General features: G+C 39.4%; 20 protein-coding genes and 1 tRNA gene. 7 read left to right on the forward strand and 14 right to left on the reverse strand.

What is annotated here, in order from left to right; genetic code table 11:
* Nucleotide 1: 1 nt before the first annotated feature.
* Both B9N65_RS02510 and B9N65_RS02515 read right to left on the reverse strand, forming a co-directional pair.
* A complete protein-coding gene (locus B9N65_RS02510; RefSeq protein WP_087582669.1) occupies nt 2-1333 on the reverse strand; it encodes a sodium-dependent transporter in 1332 nt (443 codons plus the stop codon).
* The gene (locus B9N65_RS02515) at nt 1333-2679 is read right to left on the reverse strand and encodes a sodium-dependent transporter (RefSeq protein WP_087582670.1); all 1347 of its coding nucleotides are present in this window, start codon (nt 2677-2679) and stop codon (nt 1333-1335) included. The genes B9N65_RS02510 and B9N65_RS02515 overlap by 1 nt, the downstream gene beginning before the upstream one ends.
* A 206-nt stretch (nt 2680-2885) precedes the next feature.
* Here B9N65_RS02515 and B9N65_RS02520 point away from each other — a divergent pair, with 206 nt between their 5' ends.
* The 3 genes from B9N65_RS02520 to B9N65_RS02530 all read left to right on the forward strand — a co-directional run bounded on the left by B9N65_RS02520 (nt 2886) and on the right by B9N65_RS02530 (nt 4244).
* Nucleotides 2886-3188 (forward strand): F0F1 ATP synthase subunit C, encoded by a 303-nt coding sequence (locus B9N65_RS02520; protein WP_004317263.1) that lies wholly within the window; start codon nt 2886-2888, stop codon nt 3186-3188.
* A 47-nt stretch (nt 3189-3235) separates the two neighbouring features.
* Nucleotides 3236-3320 (forward strand) — tRNA-Leu (locus B9N65_RS02525).
* A gap of 60 nt (nt 3321-3380) precedes the next feature.
* Nucleotides 3381-4244, forward strand: a complete 864-nt coding sequence (locus B9N65_RS02530) for a VIT1/CCC1 transporter family protein (RefSeq protein ID WP_087582671.1) — start codon at nt 3381-3383, stop codon at nt 4242-4244.
* On the opposite strand, the gene ribD is transcribed toward B9N65_RS02530, so the two are convergent.
* From ribD to B9N65_RS02590, 12 genes are all read right to left on the reverse strand, one after another.
* A complete protein-coding gene (ribD, locus tag B9N65_RS02535; RefSeq protein ID WP_087582672.1) occupies nt 4241-5302 on the reverse strand; it encodes a bifunctional diaminohydroxyphosphoribosylaminopyrimidine deaminase/5-amino-6-(5-phosphoribosylamino)uracil reductase RibD in 1062 nt (353 codons plus the stop codon). The genes B9N65_RS02530 and ribD overlap by 4 nt on opposite strands.
* Before the next feature lie 15 nt (nt 5303-5317).
* A complete protein-coding gene (locus B9N65_RS02540; RefSeq protein WP_087582673.1) occupies nt 5318-5869 on the reverse strand; it encodes a hypothetical protein in 552 nt (183 codons plus the stop codon).
* An 11-nt stretch (nt 5870-5880) separates the two neighbouring features.
* Nucleotides 5881-7530 carry a formate--tetrahydrofolate ligase gene (locus tag B9N65_RS02545; protein ID WP_087582674.1) on the reverse strand — a complete coding sequence of 550 codons (1650 nt, stop codon included), beginning with the start codon at nt 7528-7530 and terminating at the stop codon, nt 5881-5883.
* 1 nt (nt 7531) lies between these two features.
* A complete protein-coding gene (gene rimP, locus B9N65_RS02550; protein WP_087582675.1) occupies nt 7532-7948 on the reverse strand; it encodes a ribosome maturation factor RimP in 417 nt (138 codons plus the stop codon).
* On the reverse strand, nt 7941-8306 hold the full coding sequence (rbfA, locus tag B9N65_RS02555) for a 30S ribosome-binding factor RbfA (RefSeq protein ID WP_004317240.1): 366 nt from the start codon (nt 8304-8306) through the stop codon (nt 7941-7943). Before rbfA ends, rimP begins: the two co-directional genes overlap by 8 nt.
* Entirely contained in the window at nt 8303-10960 is a 2658-nt protein-coding gene (infB, locus tag B9N65_RS02560) for a translation initiation factor IF-2 (protein ID WP_087582676.1), read from the reverse strand. The genes rbfA and infB overlap by 4 nt, the downstream gene beginning before the upstream one ends.
* Nucleotides 10947-11201, reverse strand: coding sequence for a hypothetical protein (locus B9N65_RS02565; protein WP_087582677.1), 255 nt, complete (start codon nt 11199-11201; stop codon nt 10947-10949). The genes infB and B9N65_RS02565 overlap by 14 nt, the downstream gene beginning before the upstream one ends.
* Nucleotides 11202-11222: 21 nt before the next feature.
* Nucleotides 11223-12107 carry a homoserine kinase gene (thrB, locus tag B9N65_RS02570; RefSeq protein WP_087582678.1) on the reverse strand — a complete coding sequence of 295 codons (885 nt, stop codon included), beginning with the start codon at nt 12105-12107 and terminating at the stop codon, nt 11223-11225.
* An 8-nt stretch (nt 12108-12115) separates the two neighbouring features.
* Entirely contained in the window at nt 12116-12478 is a 363-nt protein-coding gene (locus tag B9N65_RS02575) for a glycoprotease (RefSeq protein ID WP_087582679.1), read from the reverse strand.
* 80 nt (nt 12479-12558) lie between these two features.
* Nucleotides 12559-13443, reverse strand: coding sequence for a UDP-3-O-acyl-N-acetylglucosamine deacetylase (lpxC, locus tag B9N65_RS02580; protein WP_012001353.1), 885 nt, complete (start codon nt 13441-13443; stop codon nt 12559-12561).
* Nucleotides 13444-13503: 60 nt separating this feature from the next.
* Complete coding sequence (locus B9N65_RS02585) at nt 13504-14874, reverse strand: M23 family metallopeptidase (protein ID WP_087582680.1); 1371 nt, start codon at nt 14872-14874, stop codon at nt 13504-13506.
* A gap of 61 nt (nt 14875-14935) precedes the next feature.
* Nucleotides 14936-15766, reverse strand: coding sequence for a prephenate dehydrogenase (locus B9N65_RS02590; protein WP_087582681.1), 831 nt, complete (start codon nt 15764-15766; stop codon nt 14936-14938).
* Between the two features lie 89 nt (nt 15767-15855).
* On the opposite strand from B9N65_RS02590, the gene bamA reads away from it, so the two are divergent.
* The 4 genes from bamA (at nt 15856) to dksA (ending at nt 19984) form a co-directional block, all read left to right on the forward strand.
* Nucleotides 15856-18111, forward strand: a complete 2256-nt coding sequence (bamA, locus tag B9N65_RS02595) for an outer membrane protein assembly factor BamA (RefSeq protein ID WP_012001352.1) — start codon at nt 15856-15858, stop codon at nt 18109-18111.
* A 129-nt stretch (nt 18112-18240) separates the two neighbouring features.
* Nucleotides 18241-19158 (forward strand): acetyl-CoA carboxylase, carboxyltransferase subunit beta, encoded by a 918-nt coding sequence (gene accD, locus B9N65_RS02600; protein ID WP_087582738.1) that lies wholly within the window; start codon nt 18241-18243, stop codon nt 19156-19158.
* A 2-nt stretch (nt 19159-19160) separates the two neighbouring features.
* Nucleotides 19161-19616: a 23S rRNA (pseudouridine(1915)-N(3))-methyltransferase RlmH gene (locus tag B9N65_RS02605; RefSeq protein WP_009294328.1), complete on the forward strand. Its 456-nt coding sequence runs from the start codon at nt 19161-19163 to the stop codon at nt 19614-19616.
* An 11-nt stretch (nt 19617-19627) separates the two neighbouring features.
* Nucleotides 19628-19984: an RNA polymerase-binding protein DksA gene (dksA, locus tag B9N65_RS02610; RefSeq protein ID WP_021085778.1), complete on the forward strand. Its 357-nt coding sequence runs from the start codon at nt 19628-19630 to the stop codon at nt 19982-19984.
* Nucleotides 19985-19990 lie beyond the last annotated feature (6 nt).

Below are 19990 nucleotides of genomic sequence, written 5' to 3' on the forward strand. Positions count from 1 at the left end.
ATTATGAGATCTCCCTTATTAACACCACCAGAACTAAAAGTGGAGCCACAAATCTAATTAAAAAATACCAAATTTTAAATACAACCTTGCCCATATAAGGCACAAATAACTCTTTTAAAAGCTCAAATTTCATAAAGTAGCCAACAAAGATAGCAAGCAAGATGCCACCAAGTGGGAGCATAATATTTGAGCTGAGATAATCAAGCAGGTCAAAAAAGCTCTTACCAAAAAATGTAAGCGCATCTTTAAATTCGCTTGTGCCACTTAATGCACATAAAATTCCTAAGATATAAACCACGCAAGCAACGATTAGGATCGATTTGTTTCTACTAAATTTTAGGCTTTTGCTTAAGAAAAATATAAATGGCTCAACCATCGAGATAACCGAGGTGATGCCAGCAAAAAATAGTGATATAAAAAATGTAAATGCCAAGAAATTTCCAAGCAAGCCAAGCTTAGCAAATAGCGTTGGTAGCGAGATGAAAGCAAGCCCTGCGCCTTTTGATGGCTCTGAGCTAAACTCAAATGTAAATGTAAAGACGATAAGGCCGATGATGACGCTTATTATGATGTTTGCAAAAACGACGTAGAGCGAAGAGGTAAATAAATTTGTATCATCACTTAGACTTGATGAGTAAGTAAGTATGCAGCCGATACCAACACACATCGTAAAAAAGGCAAGTCCAAGAGCGTTTAAAACAGCTGCTTGATCTATCTTTGAAAAATCAGGCACTAGTAGAAATTTAGCCGCTTCATCAAAGCCATTCATACCAAAAGAGTAGCCAAGCATCAAAAGTAGCAGCACAAAAAGCGCTGGTATGAGATAGACATTTATGCGCTCTATGCCGCTTTTTACGCCTTTTGTAAGGATGAAAAAATAGGCAAAAAATGCGATACTAAAGTATAAAATTTGCTCACCTATGCCATTTGAGGTGAAATTTACAAAAAGCGTCTCTGAACTTGCGATATCTTTAGGTAGCTCGCTAAGACTTAAAATGACGTATTTTAAAACCCAGCCAATGATGAGCGTATAAAAAGATGCGATAAATAGCCCAGTCACCATGATAATACCGGCAAATTTCCAAGAGCTTGCTCCTTTTGTAGCTAGGCTTTTAAACGCTCCAACCGTATCTAGGCGTGAAATTTTACCCATCGCCATCTCAGCAAAAAATATGCTAAGACCAACAGCAAAGGCAAAAAATAGATATATAAGGATAAATGCCGAACCGCCGTTACTGCCGACCATATATGGAAATTTCCAAGCATTACCAAGGCCGATAGCCGCTCCGATTATTGAGAGGATAAAGCCAATTTTACTAAATCTCTCCGCCATTATTTACCTGCCATCTGGTAGATCATTATCGCACAAATGGCAACTGGCACGACATATCTTAAGAAAAAGTACCAAATTTCAAAAAATGCTCTTCCCATAAAATCGCCAAAAAGCAAATACAAACTCTCTTTTTTAAGCTTATAGCCAACAAAAAAGCTAAATATGATAGCGCCTATTGGCATCATGATATTTGAAGTTAGGAAGTCAAGCGCGTCAAATACAGGCTTGCCAAATACACTAAACGTGCTAGCCGTATCAGAATAGTATGAAAATATACAAAAAATTCCCAAAACATAGACAAAAGCGCCGATATAAAGAAGTGCGGCCTTGCGCGAAATGTCAAATTTCCTAACCAAATAATAAGCAAAAGGCTCGATCATCGAAACCGCGCTCGTAATACCAGCAAACAATAGCGATACAAAAAATGCGACCGCCATGACATTGCCAACGATGCCAAGCTTTGCAAAAAGTGTGACAAGCGAGATAAAGATAAGGCCCGGACCACTTGCTGTGCTATCAGCTCCATAAGCAAATATAAAGGTAAATACAACAAGTCCCATCATAATGCCTATTAAGATGTTTATAAAGATGATAGAAAGCGTTGATTTTATTAAATTTGTGCGCTCTGGTAAATTTGCAGCGTATGTCGGTATTACGCCAACGCCCATAGATAGCGAGAAAAACGCAAGGCCTAGAGCCTGTAAGACAACATCTGGCGTGATCGCACTAAAATTTGGTACAAATAAAAATTTAGCCGCCTTCACAAAGCCATCACCCATGCTAAGCGCGTAAAAAAGCATGCAAACTAGCAAGACAAAAAGGCTTGGCATCATCCATATATTTAGCTTTTCTATACCGCTTTTTACGCCTTTTGAAACGGCAAAAAATACCATCAAAAAAACTAGGCTAAAGCAAAGCACGGCACTGCTTAGATCATTTGATAAAAGCGTGTTAAACTGCTCGCCTGCCGCTTTTGTATCAGATAAAAGTGGCGAAAAACTAAGATAGATATACTTTAAAATCCAGCCAATAACAACCATATAAAATGAAGCTATAAGTATCGCTCCGATCATGAAAAAGCCAGAGAGCGACCAAGCTTTTTTATTTTTTGGAGCGAGTTTGTAAAGTGAGCTTACGATGTCGCTTTCGCCAAGTTTGCCGATGCTAAGCTCCGCTAAAAACGCCACAAACGCGATAGCAAATGTAAGAAGCAAATATAAAATTATAAATGCTGAACCACCGTTATTTCCCACCATCGTAGGAAATTTCCAGGCATTGCCAAGACCCACAGCAGAACCAGCCATCGCAAGGACAAAGCCTATCTTTGAAAATTTCTCGTTTATCATTGAAAACCTAAGATTAAGAATAAATTAAATTCTTTCAAAGATAGCATAAAAAAACTTTCATTTTTCTAAGCCAAGAATTTTTTATAGGCAATTTAAATTTTTAGTGTTTTTATTTGAAACAAAGTTTTGTTTTTGTAATATTACGGCTCATAAAGTTTAAGTAGGGGACAGATCCGAAAGAGCTTTAAAATTTTAAAGGAGCAACGATGAAAAAGATCGTGTTTTTAATTCTTGGTCTTGCTGCATTCGCATTTGGCGCTGACGGCGAGATGATCAGATCATATTCAGTTATCGCTGGCGGTATCGGCCTTGGCCTTGCAGCTCTTGGCGGTGCTATTGGTATGGGTAACACAGCTGCTGCAACTATCAGTGGAACAGCTAGAAACCCAGGTGTAGGTAGCAAACTTATGACTACAATGTTTATCGCTCTTGCGATGATCGAAGCACAAGTTATCTACGCACTTGTTATTACACTTATTGTTCTTTACGCAAACCCAATGCTTGGCTAAGCGTAAAGCTTAAATTTAGCCCCTCTTTTGGGGCTTTTGTTCTTTTTGCGATCATGGTGGAATTGGTAGACACGCTATCTTGAGGGGGTAGTGCCGCTAGGTGTGCGAGTTCGAGTCTCGCTGATCGCACCATCTTATCTCTCTTTCTAAATCAAAATCTTAAATTTCTAAGCTATAAAAAAGGAAAATTTTATGTTAGACAAAAAACTTGCTTTAAAACAATTACAAAATGAAGCAGACGATGTTGCTATATACTCACTTCTTGAAGCTAGCGAAAAAGTCGAAGAAAATAAAAAAATACTTCGCAAATTAATCACCGAAGAGAGACGCCACTATGCTTTTTGCCAAAAGATAACTGGCGAGAGCAGAAGTGCAAATTTATTCAAAGTCATCTTCTATACGATACTTGTTAAAATTTTTGGCACATCTTTTACTCTAAAATTTATGGAGTCACGCGAAGAAAATGCAGAGAAATTTTATCTTGACATAGTAGATGAATATCCTGAAGCTCGTGATATTTACGAAGAGGAGATGAACCACGAAAATAGTCTAATCTCTATGCTAAAAGATACAAAGCTTGTAAATGCTGGCGGTATCGTGCTTGGCATGAATGATGCGTTAGTTGAGCTAACAGGCACACTTAGCGGTATCGCGCTTGCGTTTTCAAATACAAAATCAGTTGGCGCAACAGGCCTTATCATGGGCGTGGCTGCTGCACTCTCTATGGCTGGCTCAGCGTATCTCGAGTCAAAAGAAAATCCAAGCGACGAGATCAAACCGCTTACCTACTCGCTATACACAGGCGGTTCATACATTATAACAACGGCATTTTTGATACTTCCATTTTTCATCTTTACAAGCGGTCTTTACGCCGTCTTGTCGATGTTTTTCTTTGCGCTGGTTGCCATCATCACTTACAACTTTTATATAAGCGTGGCAAAGGAGCTTAAATTTTTACCAAGAGTGATTGAGATGTGCGTGATAACTTTTGGTGTCGCGATAATATCTTTTGGCATCGGCTTTTTAGTCAAACACTATTTTGGACTAGATATTTAATCCAAAATTTCATACCAAGTGTAACTATCGTCCCCAAAATTCCCACTAAAAAGTGGTTTTAAATTTAGATCAAGGCTCAAATTTTCACCCATTTTGAAATTTGAGCTTTGATAGACAAGTAGCCACTTTACATTTGCTAGCTTGCCCTCTTTTGCGAGCTTTAAAAACTCGCCTGCTCCTTCAAACATGCAAAGACCTTTTAGATCAAGCTCTTTTTGAATGCTGACTTTGCGATCTGGCACGCTAAAAAGTGGCAATGTTTCATCAAATTTATCGCCTCTTGAGTAGATTATGACGTCTGGGTTTTTGCCATTTTTTATAAGTCTAGTATCGAGCCTTGGTCGGTCTGTCCGCACTGTGTTGCCACCGATTACCAATGTGTCTATGACGCTTCTAAGTTTATGCACATGCGTGCGGCTAAGCTCATTTGTGATGATGCCACCACTTGCCACGCCGTTTTTACTAAGAGCTATTTTTAAAAAGCTAAATCCACCATTTTGGTATGCCAAAAATGGCTCAAGCAGCTTATCGCAGCGCTCTTTTAAAATACCAAATTTAACTCTCACGCCAGCGATTTGAAGTAAATTTCCACCGCCACTTGCTATTTTGTTTTCATCATGGCTACCAATTATCACCTCGCTAAAGCCAAGCTCTTTTAACAAATTTGCACAAGGTGGCGTTTTGCCATGATGCGAGCAAGGTTCAAGAGTAACGTAAGCTTTTGCATTTTTTAATAAATTTGAGTGGTTATTTAGTATAAATTCGTAGCTGAATTTTGGCTCTAAAAGGCCAAATTCACCCTCTTTTATATCGGAGCTAAATTTATCGTTATAGGCTTTTATAAAATCATCTTTAAATTTTTCACTTTTTTTGCAAAGCGCAAAGAGTATCGCTGTCGGTTCAGCGTGTAAATATCCAGCCTTTTCATGAGCCTTGCAAGATAAAATTTGCCCATTTTCATCAAGGATAAGGCATCCAACGGCTGGATTTGGGTAGGTCAGGATCTGAAATTTCCAAGCCTCACTTAAAGCAAGATCCATGTAAAATTCGTCGTTCATCTTAGCAGACTATATTTATTTTCCTATATCTTTTATCTCATCAACAAGTGTTTTTGAGATCAAGTCAATATCGGTCGGCTCATCCTGTGCATCCCACCTAAATGCAGCAATCTCCGCCAAAACAGCCATCTCTTTAAAATAGCTATATTTTGTCGTAGAGACTGGTATAGCATAAGAGACCAATAGCCTATCTGCGTTATAATAAATTTTCACGCTGTAGCTAAAGTGAGGCTTGTTTAACACCTTGCCACCCCAGTTAAACCATCTTTCATAATCCATTTGTATTTTTATTTTAAAGCTATTTTCATCTCCTAAAATGCCCTGCTCTTTTAGATGTTTGTTTATAAATTCAACAAATTCATCACGAAGTTCACTTTCATTTTTATAGTTAGGGTTGTACTCGTATCTAGTTGGTTGATTTGTCAATGTTAGGTTAAAATCACTAACAATGTATTTAGCCACGCCTTTTTGTATCGGCGTTGGCTCAACATTATATTTATATCTTCCCGCGCATCCAACAAAGAAAGCACCTAAAACTATTAAAAATAGTATTTTTACAAATTTCATATTTTCTAAATTTACGACAAGCCGTCGATCTTGCCGTCTGCGTCTATCTTCATATTGACCGCAGCTGGCACTTTTGGAAGTCCTGGCATCAGCATGATCTTACCGCAAACCGCGACGATAAAGCCAGCTCCCGTTCTAATGTCAAGGTCTTTTACGCTAAATGTAAAGCCCTTTGCTCTGCCTAAAAGCTTCGCATCGTCGCTAAATGAGTACTGAGTTTTTGCGATACAAACTGGCAAATGGCTCAAATTTAGCTCTTTTATCATCTCGAGCTTTTTAAGAGCGTCCTCTTCAAAGACCACCTCGCCAGCTCCGTAAATTTCCTTAGCGACCTTTTCTATTTTGGTTTTCGTATCATCGCTCATCTCGTAGGTGAAATTTATCTTGCTTGGCTTGTCGCACGCTTTTAAAACTAGCTGGGCAAGCTCAAGCGCACCTTTGCCACCTTTTACAAAATTCTCACAAACAGCCACTTCTACGCCAAGCTCACGGCAGTATTCTTTTACGAAATTTATCTCTTCATCAGTGTCAAAGCCAAATTTATTAAGCGCCACAACTACGTTTTGACCAAATTTGACTTTTAAATTTTCGATGTGTCCGCCAAGGTTTTCGATACCTTTTTTAAGGGCGTTCATATCTGGTTTTGTGATCTCGTCTTTATTTGCTTCGCCGTTATATTTTAGCGATCTGATCGTGCTTACAAGCACCACAGCGCTTGGTTTGATGTCAGCGATCCTGCACTTTATATCTAAAAATTTCTCCGCGCCAAGCTCCGAGCCAAAGCCAGCTTCAGTGATGACGTAGTCAGCTAAATTTAGAGCCGTTTTTGTTGCGATGACGGAGTTGCAGCCGTGTGCGATGTTTGCAAATGGGCCGCCATGCACGAGCGTAGGTGTGTGCTCTAGTGTTTGAAATAAATTTGGTTTGATCGCATCTTTTAAGAGTATGCAAACAGCGTCCTCGCAGCCTAGATCACGCACGTAGATAGGCTTTTTATCGCTATCATAGGCGACCATGATGTTTGCTACACGCTCTTTTAGATCAGAAAGGCTTGTGGCTAGACAAAGCACAGCCATGATCTCGCTTGCGGCGGTTATATTAAAGCCATCTTCTCTTGGCACGCCGTCCGTTCTGCCGCCCTGACCCACAGTGATAAATCTAAGCGCGCGGTCGTTCATATCCATACAGCGCTTCCATAAAATTTTCTCTATTTTTAGTGGGTTTTCTTGATAGAGGCTATTATCTATCATGGCAGAAATGAGGTTATTTGCCGATGTTATCGCGTGAAAATCGCCGGTGAAGTGTAAATTTAGATCCTCCATCGGCGCAAGCTGCGAGTAGCCGCCACCTGCTGCTCCACCCTTTATGCCAAAAACCGGTCCAAGAGATGGCTCACGAAGCGCTAGGCAAACCTTTTTATTAAGTGAATTTAGTGCGTCAGCTAGGCCGATCGACATAGTCGTTTTGCCTTCGCCGTATGGGGTTGGGTTAGTCGCGGTGACTAAGATGAGCTTTGAGTTTGATGGCTCAAGTCTAGGGGAAATTTTGGCCTTAAATTTACCGTAAAGCTCAAGCTCGTCTTCGTTTAAGCCTAGTTTTGCGGCAACTTTACTGATGTGTTCAAGTTTTGTTTGGTGAGTTATCTCGATGTCGCTTAGCATTTTACCACTCCAAATATGTTTTTGCTTTTTTTATCTCACTGATGTTGATCTCAAAAATTCCCTCTTCGTTTTCTACTGCGATGCTCCCTTCGTCCGCTTTTACGAGCCTTCCTGCGAATTTCTCAGCCTCGGTTTGAACTTTAACTAGCTCACCAACACTCGCCTTAAAATGCGAAGGCTTGCTAAGCTTTCTCTCAAGGCCAGGCGAGCTAACCTCAAGGTTGTAATCCCCGCTAACTGGCGGTGTTACGTCAAAGATAGGCGAGAGCAGACGGCTTACTTTTTCGCAATCATCAAGGCTCACTCCGCCATCTTTTGTGATATAAACTCTAAAAATAGCCCTGCCATTTTCATTTGCGATCTCGCTGTCGTAAAGCTCAACACCGCATTCGCGTACTAGTTTGTCTAAATTATCCATTTTTGTTTAAATCCTTTGAAATTTTATCAAACAACTTATCCATATGGTTTTGATACTCTAATCTATCGTCAAATTTAAAGTGAAAATTTGGACATCTATACCAGCCCTCAGCCGCCATGCAGTGGTTTTGCAAATGCCTACAAACGCGCTTTAAATGCCCCAAAATATACTCTTGCTCGCGCTCATCAAACATCATCTTATCAAGATAGACAAAGGCGTCGTATCTGCCCTTTTTGCACTCGACGTCAGTGACGCAAAGACCTTTTAAAATGCTATCTTCAAGAGTGGCTAGAGCCTCTGGTATGAGCTCTTTTAGCACACTCTCTGTTCTCATACGCTTTATTTCGTTAGCGTTCATAGAGTAGCTTTCTCCTTGACTTCTTTGAAGCTTTCGATGTAGTCATTTTCTCTGATGTCGTTGAAATTTTCGATACCAACGCCACACTCGTAGCCTTTAGCGACCTCTTTGACGTCATCTTTGAAGCGTTTTAGTGAGCTTACCAAGCCTTCGTAAACGACCACACCTTCTCTAATAAGGCGAATTTTTGCTCCTCTGTTTATCGTACCCTCAGTGACGATACATCCAGCGATAGTGCCGACTTTTGGCACATGGATCACTTGGCGAACCTGAGCTTGACCAAGCTGCTCTTCTCTGATGATAGGTGACATTAGTCCGCCCAAAATCGCCTTCACATCGTCGATTAGATTATAAATAACATTGTAAGTTTTTATCTCGACACCGCTCTCTTTTGCCTTCTCTTTTATCTCGCCAGTTGGTCTGATGTTAAAGCCAAGGATGATACAGTCGTTACTTGCGCTTGCAAGTGCAACGTCACTTTGCGTGATACCACCAACACCTGAGTGGATCACATTTACTCTGATCTCATCATTTGCTAGTTTTTCTAAGCTTGCTTTTAACGCCTCAAGTGAGCCGCCAACGTCAGCTTTGATGATGACTGGAAGTGTTTTTAGCTCGCCTTCAGCGATCTTAGCGCTAAGCTCATCGATACTAACCTTTGTGCTCTTGCTAAGCTCTTTTTGGCGGATATATTCAGCCTTTTTCTGTGCGTATTCGCGAGCCTCTTTGTCAGTTTTTACGCCTATTAGCGTCTCACCAGCCTCTGCTATCTCACTAAGACCCACTATAACGCCACATTCGCCTGGTTTTATATCTTTTAATGGCCTACCCTGATCATCAAGCAAGCTTCTTATCTTACCGTATGCAACGCCAGCTACGACTGTATCTCCAACATGAAGTGTGCCGTTTTCAACGATGATGGTAGCTACTGGACCACGGCCTTTTTGAAGTGAGCTCTCGATGACAGTAGCTTTTGCATTTGCCTTTGGATTTGCCTTTAGCTCCAAAAGATCAGCTTGCAAAAGCACGATCTCAAGTAGATCATCTATGCCCATGCCTGTTTTTGCAGAGATCGGCACAAATTCATACTTGCCACCCCACTCTGTTGGCATGATATCAAGCTCAGCAAGACCGGTTTTTACTAGATCAGGATTTGCTGACTCTTTATCCATTTTGTTTATCGCAATGATTATTGGCACACCAGCGGCTTTTGCGTGGCTAACTGCCTCTTTTGTCTGTGGTTTTACGCCGTCATCTGCTGCAACAACTATGATAACTATATCAGTTACACCAGCGCCCCTTGCACGCATAGCTGTAAATGCCTCGTGACCTGGAGTGTCGATAAATGTGATGTTTCTGCCATTTTTATTTACCATATAGGCACCCACGTGCTGCGTGATACCGCCGGCCTCACCAGCTGCTACGCGAGACTTTCTTATGTAGTCAAGTAGCGAGGTTTTACCGTGGTCGACGTGACCCATGATGGTTATAACTGGCGCTCTTGGCTGGAGATTTTCATCATCTTTTATCTCCTCTTCATAGGCTGCTACGTAGTCAAATTCTTTTTGATCATCGATGATATTTACCTCTACGTTAAACTCATCAGCCAAAATTTCTATCGCATCTTCATCCAAAAAGTCGTTTTTAGTTGTCATCATACCAAGCATAAATAGCTTGCCTATGACCTCACTCGGCTGCTTATTTAGCTTCTCAGCAAATTCATAAACACGAATTTCTTTTGGGATATTTATCGAAGTTACAGCTTCGCTATTTTGTTTATTTTCAGGCTTTTTGTGTTTTTTTCTAGCTCTTCTTTGTATGCCACCCTCGCCAAACGAATTTATCGTGTTATTGACGGTTGTCTTCATCGCACTTGGCTGTTTTGTCCTTTGCATCGGAGCTGGAGCTGGGGTTTTAAAGCTAAAATCAGGTAGCACTACTACATCCTCATCTTCAAGCACGATGTCACCAAAGTCGCTTCCACCGAGCAAATCCATCTTCTCAGTGCTATCTTTTTTGCTTACAACTGTTACTTTTTTCTCTTTTTTCTTTTTTCTGGCCAAATTTTCATCGCTAGCAGAGAACATACTCTTAAAATCACTAATGTTAGTAACAGCCGCCTCGGCCTTTTTCTCCTCTTTTACAGGAGCTGGCGCCTCGTAATCTTTTTTCTTTTTAACTATCACAAGGCCACGTCTTTTTTGGGTCACATCAGCCAAGCTCTCTTTTGGCTTTGGCGCTTCAGCTGGCTTTTGCTCGACCTTTACAGGCTCTTCTTTTTTAGGCTCAGCTTTAGGCTTTTCCTCTGAAATTTGCACCTCTTTTTTAGGCTCAGCTTTTGCTTTTTCAGGCTTTGGCTCAGCCTTAGTAGCTGCCTTTTTAGGCTCAGTTTTAGGTTTTTCTTCTTTTTTTGATGGCTCTTTCTCTGCCTCTTTTTTAGGCTCTTTTTTTGCCTTTGGCTCACTCTTTTTCTTTTTAAATTTATCTGGTATTACGCCAGTTTGAACGTATTCATATATTGCTTCAGCCTCTTCAAGGCTCACAGCATTTGAGTGAGTTTTGACCTTTAGGCCTAGTTCTTGAGCTTTTTCTACTATCTCTTTACTTGGGTAGCCAAGCTCATTTGCGATCTCTGAAATCCTAACATTGCTCATTTAAGAGTATCTCCTTTAACTTCGGTGCGTCAAGTCCGAGGGCACCTTTAGTTTGTTTATCAATTATTTTTTTTAAAATTTTGTCGTCTTTTTGCAAACAGTCATCACATAGATAGAAACTGCGGCCATCTCCTTTGCCGCACTCTAAATTCTTGCCTACCAAGCGGTATCTTTTTAGCAAGTTTTGAGAAAATTTAACTTTGCAAGCGACGCATGTCCTTACTGGATTATTTTTATTCATTATACCTTTTTAAACTTGTTTTTAGCTTTGCGTAATTTCGTATCCATCGTTATCAAATGAAAAAATTTCCACTCTAAAATCACTAAATTTACTCTTTAAAACATCTTGTAAATTTTTAGCATCATCTTTGTAAGCGATGTTTAAAAAGCTTGAGCCTGAACCTGAAAGTGTGCTCATTAGCGCTCCATTTTCATAAGCTACCTTTCGTACCTCAAAAAGCTCTTTTAAAGCGCTCATTCTGCGCTCTTCATGCATCATATCTTCGCTTGCTACCCTTAAAAGATCATATCTTTTTTCATAAAAACAAGAGGTCAAAAATGCAGCATGAGAGAGGTTATTTACGCACTCTTTCATAGTGTAGTTTTTTGGCAAAATTTGTCTTGATGATGCGGTGCTCATCGGCTTATTTGGGATAACGACGACTGCTTTTATATCATCGCTTAAATTTATTTTATTCGCATAAACATTGCCGTTTTTTACGACCGCGCTGATAAATCCGCCATGAACTGCTGGCGAGATATTATCTGGATGGGTTTCATAGATGATAGCTTTATTTAAAACGACGCTTTTGCTAGCCTTAAATCCAGCCATCTCGTAAGCTGAAGCTATGGCTCCAACGATCACTGCAGAGCTGCTACCAAGCCCTCTTGAAAACGGGATGTTGTTTTCAAAGACGACTCTAAAATTTTCATTTTTTCCAGTTAGCTCTAAAAAAATTTCATTAAAAATGCTCAGAAAAATGTTGTTTCTTTTTAAATTTGTGCTATCACTTCCCTCGCCATTTATCGAGACTGAGCTAAATTTAGATGGTTCGATCTTTACGCTATTAAAAAGCTTTAAACTAAGTCCTAAAGCGTCAAAACCAGGTCCTAAATTTGCACTTGTGGCAGGGATTAAGATATTCAAATTTTCTCCTAAACAGCTTGGATGATATAATTTGGAAGTGTATCTGAATTTAGTTTTAATTCATCTAAATTTAAAGGCAACACAAATCTCACAGGCTCAACTTTTTCAAGCGAAATTTCGCCATTTTTCAAGACAAAGCTTAAATTTTTATTTGCCCTGATCGCTTGGCCGCCATTTAGACTAAAGCCACTAACTGCGTAAAACTCACAGCCCTTTGCCAAAGAAAAAGTCTTTAAGATGACGTAGGCCACCTTTAGCCCCATAAAGCTACCTGGTGTATTTGCGTAGATAATCTTTGTGATGTTAAATTTAGAGGATAAATTTTCTAGGATTTTTATCAAGGCTTCGCTGACGTGCTCGTCAGTTGTGATCTCATCAAATTTTACGCCATCTTTATAGAATCCAACTAAAAGCGGAGTCGATAAAGAGACTACTAAAATTTCAATATTTTTTATGCAAATACCTTTTGATACTCTTTTAAAAGCTCGCCACTAAGCGTTGCGATCTCATAATTTTTCTCATCTGCCATTAAAGCAAGTGTTAGTTTGTGGTTTAGATCGTGGCTGCCCGCAAATGCTGTGTAGTCACCTAGTAAAGGTGCTCCAAGCAAGCTCAAATCGCCAACTGCGTCTAAAATTTTATGTCTTACAAACTCATTTTCAAATCTCAAACCCTCTGGGTTTAAAATATGCGTATCATCGATAGCCACGGCATTATCAAGCGATGCACCAAGGGCTAAATTTTGAGCTTGCAAGCGTTGCAAGTCTTTTAAAAAGCCAAAAGTTCTAGCACGAGCGATATTTTTTACAAATGAGCTCTTGCTAAATTCAAAAAGATATCTTTGCTCGCCGATAACTGGGTGGTCAAATTTGATCGTATAGTCAAATTTTGGATTTCTTGAAGGCGAAGTTCGCACAAATTTTGACCCCTCGATCACCTCGACTTCGCGGCGAACAAGGATGACTTTTTTACCAGCGTCAAGATGTCTTATACCAGCTTCATCAAGCAACATACAAAAGCTTATCGCACTGCCGTCCATGACAGGAATTTCATTTGCATCAACTGAAATTCTAATATTATCAATGCCGTATCCATTTACAGCTGCCATTAGGTGCTCTATCGTGCTGATAAAGCCCTTTTCGTTGCCAACGACGGTTGCCATTTGCGTATTTATAACGTTTTTAGGCTCAGCTTTAAAACTAATACCAAGATCTTCGCGGTGCAAAATAATACCTGAATTTGCATCAAGAGGTTCTAGTATAAGTCTTATCGGCTCACCCTTATGAAGCCCTATACCAACGGTCTCAACGCGTCTTGCGATAGTAGTTTGTTTCAAAAATTTTCCTTATATTTTTTTGTTCGCTTATGATAGCACTAAAAAATCAAATTTGCAAATTTAATTCTTATCTATCATCGCCTTTGCGGCATCTAAGACACTTGTCACATTGTCTTTTATCCACTTTTTATCCATCCATTGTTGAGGTCTTACCTCTTCACCTTGGACCAAAATTCCAAAGTGAAGGTGATCTCCAAGAGCAAGACCGCTCGTTCCAGTTGTACCTATTTGATCGCCAGCAGCAACCATGTCGCCCTCTTTTACCTTCGCACTTGAGCAGTGTCCATAGAGCGAATAAAGTCCAAATCCATGATCGATCACAATGTTTAAACCATAAATTCCATTCTCAGATGCTAGCACAACGCGACCTGCATTGCTAGCTATTATCGGAGCTGATGCCACGCTTGCAAAATCTATACCCATGTGCCATGACTCACTTACTTGTTCGTTATTATATGTATAGAAGCGGTGGTCGGCAAAGTCAGCTACTTTCTTGCCATTTCTAAGCGGGTAAAATGGGATGATATTAAAGCCGTTTGTGATGTCAGTATCGACATTTGAAGTAAGTGCTGTTATCTTCTCTTCATTTGAATTTCTTAGTGTTTCATTGACAAATTTCATCTTCTCAAGCCTTGAAAGAGCGTTTGGATCTTTAGCGTATTGATCTGTTAGATCAACGATCTTTCCGTCTAAAAATCTATCATTTAAAGCAATGGTCGAAGTTTTGTATTTTACATTTTCATAAAAATATCTCACGTGAGATTTGCTCTCATTGCCTGCAAAGTCTCTTGCGATGACCTCAGCGCTAAAGTTTTCAACCTGCACTGGCCAAGCAACAAGTGCTGCGTAAAAGCCCTCTTTGTAAAATGGCACGGCCTTAAATTTCTTACCAAAATTTGTCTGGACATAGACCTCTTTTAGCTGATTATCAGTTGCTCTAAAGACAACAACCGCGCTACCACCTTTTGAGATAGAGTAAGACTGAGAAAACACGTAAAGATCAGGCTTAGAGGTGTCGAGCACAACCTCAACTTTTTTGCTTGCTTTATTGCCTGTAAAAAAGCCCCATTTGCTAGTATCGACCGCTTCTATACTCATCTCATAAGTATCTTTTTGAGCGAAAAAGCCAGTTTTTGGGAAGGTTAAATTTACATCAAGCTCAGTGCTTGGATTTTGTATGATTTGATTTAGTAAATTTAGGTCATTTTTGCCGTCATTTATGCTGATACGTACAAATTTTATGCCGCTGTCATCTTTAAATTTGATATTCATAGGCGAGCGAAGGTTCCAATAAACCTTATCAGCAACGCCGATAATTGGCTCGTTTCGCTCAAAGTCTTTCGACATCAAAGCATATACAAAGCCACCAGCTAATATCAAAACAAGCAAAACTACAACAATACCAAAACCGCCTATTCCACGTCTATACATATATTATTACCTTAAATTTTATTTGCGAAATTTTACATTTAATCAATAAATTTTTAGTTAATTACAAAATTTCTCTTACAGCTCTAGCTTCGCTCATCCAATCAAAAAGCTCGTCCCAGCGCTCATCTTTTATGAGATCTTTGCATAAATTTAGCTCTTTTTCAAACATATTTATCGCGGCAACAACGTTGTTCTTATTTTGCTTAAAGATATCACTCCACATAAATGGCGAACTCTTTGCGACACGTATCATGCCCTTAAATGTCGGTCCGCCAAGTGCAACGATATGCCTTTTATCCTCTTCTTTTAAGATCCCGCTAGCAAGCGAAAATGCAATAGCGTGAGGCAGATGCGAGATGAGACCCACGTGATGATCATGCTCTTTTGCACTCATGAAAATGATCTTCATACCAAGGCAAGAAAATAGTTCAACGCTTCTTTTCACATGTTTTTCTGCGCTCTCAGCAAAGTCACAAACTATGACAGTTGCCCCTGTGTAAAGTGACTTAAAGGCAGCCTCAGGTCCAGAGTACTCGGTACCTGCCATCGGGTGAGCTGGGATGAAATTTTTACGAATTTTTTCTGGCACGGCTTCTATTATCTTTTGCTTTGTCGAGCCAAAATCAATGATCGTCGTATCTTCGCTAATGTCAGTTAAATTTTGCACGATGCTTACGATAGCTTCGACTGGCACAGCCAAAAAGATGATGTCACACTTCTTTTTCATCTCATCGATGCTTAAAATTTCATGCACCAAGCCAAGTTCGAGTGCTTTTTTGCTGTGATTTTCATCTTTATCATATCCGCTGACACATGAGATCAATTTTTCATCTTTTAACGCAAGACCAAGCGAGCCACCCATAAGACCAAGTCCGATGATACCTATTTCCATAAAAAACCTTTAAAATTATAAAATTTAAATTTTTTAAAAATAAAATATGATATTATACGCACTTATACTAAAACTCTAGGTTAAATTTAATGAAAAAGAAATTATTTTTACTAGCACTAGCTTTAAGCGGTCTAAATGCGCAAACGATTCAGTCAATAAATTTTAAAGGTCTAATCCACCTTTCACCTGATGTAGCCACTCAGATAATGGGGCTAAAAGTCGGTCAAGAGCTAACTCCAAAGCTTAGCGATAAGGCTATCACAAATTTATACAAGCAAAATTATTTTGATGATATCTACATAGAAGATACAGGTAATGGCAATCTTTTAGTAAAAGTAAAAGAGAAGCCAAGCGTAGCTAGAGTCGATCTAAAGGGCGTTGTGACAAACGACAAAACTGCGATCGAATCGCTAATCAACATAAAACCTGGCAATATGTATGATGAGCTAACTATCGAAAAAACAAAAGAGAGAATTCGCCAGTACTACGAGTCAAAGGGCTACTTTGACACGGTTGTCGACGTAGAAAAACAGCCAGTTGCAGACAACGACAGCTCACTTTTCATCACTCTAAACATAAACCGCGGCGAAAATATGATAATCAAAAAGGTAAATTTAGTCGGCGCAAAAGAATTTGACTACGATGATATCGAGCCTGTTGTTGCAAACAAAAGTAGAGAATTTATGGGCTGGCTTTGGGGTAGAAACGATGGTAAAGTTAAACTTTTCGAGCTTGAAAATGACCCAGCAAGGATTCAAGATAAGTATTTTCAAAAAGGTTATCTAGACGCGACAGTTTCGTCACCTTATCTAAATGCGTCATTTGATAACTACACAGCTGATCTTACATACTACATCCACGAGGGCGAGCCTTATAAGGTTTCAAATGTAAGCATCACAGCACCTGAAGAGCTAGGACTTGATACTAAAAAGATCATAGATGACTTTAGACTTGAAGCTGGAGATACGATGAACTCAGCAAGACTTCGCCAAGATATGAAAAAGCTTGACGATATGGTAGCTGATAAGGGTTATGCATTTGTCAAAGTCTATCCAAAGACTGATAAATTTGATGAAAATAAAACAGTTGATATCGACTACGAAGTTGATCCTGGCGAAAAAGTATATATAAGAAATGTTCAAATTTCAGGAAACGATAGAACAGTTGATCGTGTCGTAAGACGTGAGCTATATCTAACTGAGGGAAATTTATATAGTAGAACCGACCTTCAAGACTCAAAAGACGCATTAAAAAGAACAAGCTACTTTGACGATGTCGAGATAGAAGAGGATCCAGTTGATAAAAATACAGTCGATCTAAAAGTAAAAGTAAAAGAGGCTTCAACTGGCTCGATAAGCGGTGGTATCGGATACGGAAGTAGTGATGGCTTGCTACTTAACGCTGCACTTTCTGACACAAACATCTTTGGCTCTGGTCTTCAAGGACAAGTAAGCGTAGATAAGAGCGATAGAGAGCTTTCAGGTCAGATAAGTCTTACAAATCCAAGAATTTTTGACTCAGAGTATAGCCTTGGCGGAACACTCTATGCAAACGACTATGACTGGAGAACATATAAAGAGAGAAGCTATGGCTTTAGCACAACACTTGGTAGAAAATTAACTAGAAATTTAAGTGCATCACTTACTTATAATATCGAGCAAAGTAAAGTTACTCTAAAAGATGATGAGCTAAGAGATATTAATAGATACACAGGCAAAGAAATTTATAGAGAAGGCAAAGCTATAAAAAGCGCTATAACTCCGGCTTTAACATATAATAGCACCGATGATTACTACTTGCCAAGACGCGGTATCATAGCTAGCACATCATTTGAGATAGCAGGACTTGGCGGCGATATGGATTTTGTTAAAAACCGTACAAATTTCAACTACTATCTAGGTCTTAGAGAGTACATCGACTACGATCTTATCCTAAGATATAAAGCAAGCTTTGGCAAAATTTGGGAGAGAGGCTATACTCCTATTAACGAAAGACTTTACCTTGGTGGCATAAGAAGCTTGCGTGGTTACGAGAGCAGAACCGTATCTCCAAAAGTAAAATATAATGGTGACTACTATGAATACGGCGGCGAAACATCATTTAACAACTCAGTTGAGATGAGCTTTCCTATAATAGAGCGTGTTAAAATGCGCGGCGTTGTATTTTATGATTATGGCATGATCGGTGAAAATAGCCTAAATGAGATAAAAAGATCATCAGTTGGCACAGGTATCGAGTGGATAACACCGATCGGACCACTTCAACTAATCTTCGCAAAAGCTCTTAAACCTAAAGAGGGCGATGATACAAATACATTTGAATTTACTATCGGAAGACGCTTCTAATAAGATACTTTTAAGGGGCTAGTTTGCCCCTTAAATCCCCCGCAAACAAACAAACTTTAAATCATATAAGAAAAAGCAAGGCTAACATTAGATATAATCCCACAATTTTTAATATAAGTGGGTAAAAAGATGAATTTCTCAGACATTTTTTCAAAGATAAGAAAAGCTCAACCTCGTCCAGAAGAAGCACCTACACACTGGGTAAAATGCGACAACTGCCACTCACTGATGTATTACAAAGAAGTTGAAGCTTGTTTTAATGTATGCCCAAAATGTGGCTACCACATGAGATTAAAAGCTGATGATCGCATAAATTTGATTTGCGATGAAGGTAGCTTTGTAGAATTTGATGCAAATTTAAAACCAGTAGATCCTTTAAATTTTGTCGATAAAAAATCATACAAAAAAAGAATCACAGAAAATAAAGAAAAGACAGGACGCACAAGCTCAGTGATATGCGGCGAAGGCAAATGCAATGGACAAGAGATCCAGCTAGTTGTTTTTGACTTTGGCTTCATGGGTGGCTCATTAGCTTCAGTCGAGGGCGAAAAGATCGTAAGAGCGATAAAACGCGCGATCGAAAAACGCCAAGCCTTAATCATCGTAAGCGCATCTGGTGGCGCTAGAATGCAAGAGAGCACATTTTCTTTGATGCAGATGTCAAAGACTTCAGCAGCCCTAAAACTTCTTGATGGAGCAAGACTACCATATATTTCTATACTTACAGATCCTACTATGGGCGGCGTTAGCGCATCATTTGCATGGCTTGGAGATCTAATAATCGCTGAACCTGGCGCGCTAATAGGCTTTGCAGGACAAAGAGTTATCAAGCAAACCATAGGCGCTGATCTTCCAGAGGGCTTTCAAAGGGCTGAATTTTTGCTTGAGCATGGTCTCATAGATGATATCGTGCCAAGAAGCGAGCACAAAAAATATCTAAGCGATATGGTTAAATTTCTTACAAACAACAAAGCTATGATCTCTAAAAGCGAAGTGACAACTCCTAGCGAAGCTAGCTTTGAGCTAAAGCTAAAAACCAAAGGGTAAGTTTGGAAATTTCGGTTTTTAGCATTCAAAAATCATCGCGTGACAACTTTGAAAACGAGATACAAGAATATATAAAAATGAGTGCAAAATTTGCCAAGATAAACGACAAAATAATATTTAATGAAAAGATAGCAAAGGCTCAAAGTAGTGGCAGAAGCGATGCGCTAAGAGCTTATGATGAAATTTACGAGCCAAATTTAAAAGGCTTTTGTGTGATGCTTGATGAAAATGGCTCACAGCTTGACAGCCAAGAATTTGCTCAAATTTTAAACTCAAATTCACAGATCAATTTTTTCATAGGTGGAGCTTATGGGCTTAGCCAAAATTTAAAAAACAAGGCACAAAAAGTCGTAAGCTTAAGCAAGATGACTATGGCGCACAAAGTCGCCAAGCTCGTACTTTTTGAGCAAATTTTTAGAGGGCTTTGTATCAATGCAAATCACCCATATCACAAATAAAGGAATATAAAATGACTCAAAACGAGCTAAATTTTTTCAAAAAACTACTTGAAGATAGAAAGCTACAAATCAAAAAAAATATTTATGACTCATCAGTTGAAGTAAGTGGCCTAAGAGATAGTGGCGTAAGCGATGAATTTGACATCGCTTCAGTAAATACCGACCAGCTTATAGAGCAGTCTATCTCAACCCAACAACGAGCCGAGCTTCACGAGATCGACGAGGCACTTGAAAAGATAGCAAACAAGACTTATGGAATTTGTGACATGTGCGAAGAGGAGATCGGCGTCCCTCGCCTAAAAGTAAAACCGCATGCAAAATACTGCATAGCTTGTCGTGAGATAATAGAAAAAACAGCAAAAAACTAAGGAGAA

Source organism: Campylobacter concisus (genome assembly GCF_002165815.1).
Lineage (GTDB): Bacteria > Campylobacterota > Campylobacteria > Campylobacterales > Campylobacteraceae > Campylobacter_A > Campylobacter_A concisus_BH.

Coding starts and splice junctions, on each gene's coding strand:
- B9N65_RS02510 (WP_087582669.1), bottom strand. CDS start 1,333: ATGGCGGAGAGATTTAGTAAAATTGGCTTTATCCTCTCAATAATCGGA.
- B9N65_RS02515 (WP_087582670.1), bottom strand. CDS start 2,679: ATGATAAACGAGAAATTTTCAAAGATAGGCTTTGTCCTTGCGATGGCT.
- B9N65_RS02520 (WP_004317263.1), top strand. CDS start 2,886: ATGAAAAAGATCGTGTTTTTAATTCTTGGTCTTGCTGCATTCGCATTT.
- B9N65_RS02530 (WP_087582671.1), top strand. CDS start 3,381: ATGTTAGACAAAAAACTTGCTTTAAAACAATTACAAAATGAAGCAGAC.
- ribD (WP_087582672.1), bottom strand. CDS start 5,302: ATGAACGACGAATTTTACATGGATCTTGCTTTAAGTGAGGCTTGGAAA.
- B9N65_RS02540 (WP_087582673.1), bottom strand. CDS start 5,869: ATGAAATTTGTAAAAATACTATTTTTAATAGTTTTAGGTGCTTTCTTT.
- B9N65_RS02545 (WP_087582674.1), bottom strand. CDS start 7,530: ATGCTAAGCGACATCGAGATAACTCACCAAACAAAACTTGAACACATC.
- rimP (WP_087582675.1), bottom strand. CDS start 7,948: ATGGATAATTTAGACAAACTAGTACGCGAATGCGGTGTTGAGCTTTAC.
- rbfA (WP_004317240.1), bottom strand. CDS start 8,306: ATGAACGCTAACGAAATAAAGCGTATGAGAACAGAGAGTGTGCTAAAA.
- infB (WP_087582676.1), bottom strand. CDS start 10,960: ATGAGCAATGTTAGGATTTCAGAGATCGCAAATGAGCTTGGCTACCCA.
- B9N65_RS02565 (WP_087582677.1), bottom strand. CDS start 11,201: ATGAATAAAAATAATCCAGTAAGGACATGCGTCGCTTGCAAAGTTAAA.
- B9N65_RS02585 (WP_087582680.1), bottom strand. CDS start 14,874: ATGTATAGACGTGGAATAGGCGGTTTTGGTATTGTTGTAGTTTTGCTT.
- B9N65_RS02590 (WP_087582681.1), bottom strand. CDS start 15,766: ATGGAAATAGGTATCATCGGACTTGGTCTTATGGGTGGCTCGCTTGGT.
- bamA (WP_012001352.1), top strand. CDS start 15,856: ATGAAAAAGAAATTATTTTTACTAGCACTAGCTTTAAGCGGTCTAAAT.
- accD (WP_087582738.1), top strand. CDS start 18,241: ATGAATTTCTCAGACATTTTTTCAAAGATAAGAAAAGCTCAACCTCGT.
- dksA (WP_021085778.1), top strand. CDS start 19,628: ATGACTCAAAACGAGCTAAATTTTTTCAAAAAACTACTTGAAGATAGA.